This window comes from Acidaminococcus nyctereutis, assembly GCF_052216985.1.
In the GTDB taxonomy this organism is placed as follows: domain Bacteria; phylum Bacillota; class Negativicutes; order Acidaminococcales; family Acidaminococcaceae; genus Acidaminococcus; species Acidaminococcus fermentans_A.
In genome coordinates this window covers 1-1,506 of sequence record NZ_JBQOUY010000060.1, presented here as the reverse complement: position 1 = coordinate 1,506, position 1,506 = coordinate 1, and the positions used below count along the sequence as shown (strand labels likewise).

The 1,506-nt window shown below is 50.8% G+C and carries 3 protein-coding genes and 1 pseudogene; all 4 read left to right on the top strand.

The features are described from left to right. Window positions 1-245 (top strand): annotated as a pseudogene (locus ACTUHY_RS12850) (hypothetical protein); the annotation flags it as partial. Between the two features lie 56 nt (window positions 246-301). Then, on the top strand, window positions 302-709 hold the full coding sequence (locus ACTUHY_RS12845) for a terminase gpP N-terminus-related DNA-binding protein (protein ID WP_432643000.1): 408 nt from the start codon (window positions 302-304) through the stop codon (window positions 707-709). Continuing rightward, the gene (locus ACTUHY_RS12840) at window positions 699-875 is read left to right on the top strand and encodes an SHOCT domain-containing protein (protein WP_442828002.1); all 177 of its coding nucleotides are present in this window, start codon (window positions 699-701) and stop codon (window positions 873-875) included. Before ACTUHY_RS12845 ends, ACTUHY_RS12840 begins: the two co-directional genes overlap by 11 nt. Window positions 876-918: 43 nt before the next feature. Further along, a partial coding sequence (locus ACTUHY_RS12835) for a recombinase family protein (protein ID WP_442828001.1) occupies window positions 919-1,506 on the top strand: 588 nt, incomplete at its 3' end.

Genomic DNA, 1,506 nt, shown 5'->3' with positions numbered 1-1,506 from the left:
GTTATGGGCCCAAGTTCGTGGAAAATATCGTCCAGGGAACGGCCAGGGATATTCTTTGCTATGCCATGCAGACCCTCCGGTGCTGTGCCATTGTGGGCCACGTCCATGACGAACTGATTATCGAGTGTGAGAAAAACGTCAATGTAGACGCCATCTGTGAACAGATGAGCCGGACCCCGCCTTGGGCGGAAGGGCTGATCCTCCGGGCGGATGGGTATGAATGTGAATTTTATCAGAAAGATTGAACGAAACCGTCAGAAAACACCTCCTGCCGTGGCTAGTAAGCAGGAGGTGTTTATTCATGAACGATATGCAGAAAGCACAGATTCGGGAACTGCGGCTCCAGGGATTCGGGTATCGGAAAATCGCCAAAGAAACAGGTATGTCGGAGAATACCGTCAAATCCTACTGCCGCAGACATCCTTTATCCCCCAAGGAGCCGGAAACAGAACAAGCCCATCACTGCCTGCAATGCGGTCAACCTATTGAGCAGAACGGCAAACGGAAGGAGAAAAAGTTCTGTTCCGATGCCTGCCGGATGGCCTGGTGGAACAGCCATCGGGACAAGGTGAACCATAGAATCGTACGAAAGATGGAATGCCCTTGCTGCCATAAGACATTCACCGTCTACGGGAATGGGCAGCGTAAATACTGCTCCCACACTTGCTATGTAAAAGACAGGTTCGGAGGTGGCCAGGATGGACGCTAAGCAGTTGAAACAGGAGAAGATGTACCTGGCCGCCATGCATTTCATCAGGGGAATGCTCCAGGAGGGCCTGATTACAAAAGCTGAATACGGAAAAGCCGAACGGCAGCTCCGGAATAAATATTCTCCTGTGATCGGCCCATTATTAGCAGATATCGACTTGCTATAAATCCGGTTCAGAGTGAGTAATAGTAGCAAAAGGAGTTGATACAATGAAAAAAATCACGCGGGTCAGTCGGCCCATGCCGGCCATCGTGCGGAGAAAAAAAGTGGCAGCCTATGCCCGGGTCTCCGTGGAGTCGGAACGGATGAACCATTCCCTATCGGCTCAGATCAGCTACTATAACGGCCTGATCCAGAGAAACCCGGAATGGGAATTTGCCGGTGTCTATGCAGACGACGGTATCAGCGGAACCACTATCGACAAGCGAAAAGGGTTCAAGCAGATGCTGGCGGACTGTGAAGCAGGAAAGATTGACATTATCCTTACAAAGTCCATCCAGCGCTTTGCCAGGAACACGGTAGACCTTTTAACGACAGTGCGGCATTTGAAAGACCTGGGTATAGAAGTGCGGTTCGAGAAAGAGCATATCCGCTCCCTTACGGGTGACGGCGAACTGATGCTTTCCATCCTGGCATCCTTTGCCCAGGAAGAGAGCCGTTCCATTAGTACAAATGTCAAATGGGGAACCCGAAAACGTTTTGCACAAGGGATTCCTAATGGACGGTTTCGAATCTATGGATACCGTTGGCAGGGAGATCAGCTTGTCCCTGAGCCCAAGGAAGCGTCTGTTGTAAAG

Bases quoted from the DNA above. Each gene is read 5' to 3' on its own strand.
- ACTUHY_RS12845 (WP_432643000.1), top strand. From the start codon at position 302: ATGAACGATATGCAGAAAGCACAGATTCGGGAACTGCGGCTCCAGGGA.
- ACTUHY_RS12840 (WP_442828002.1), top strand. From the start codon at position 699: ATGGACGCTAAGCAGTTGAAACAGGAGAAGATGTACCTGGCCGCCATG.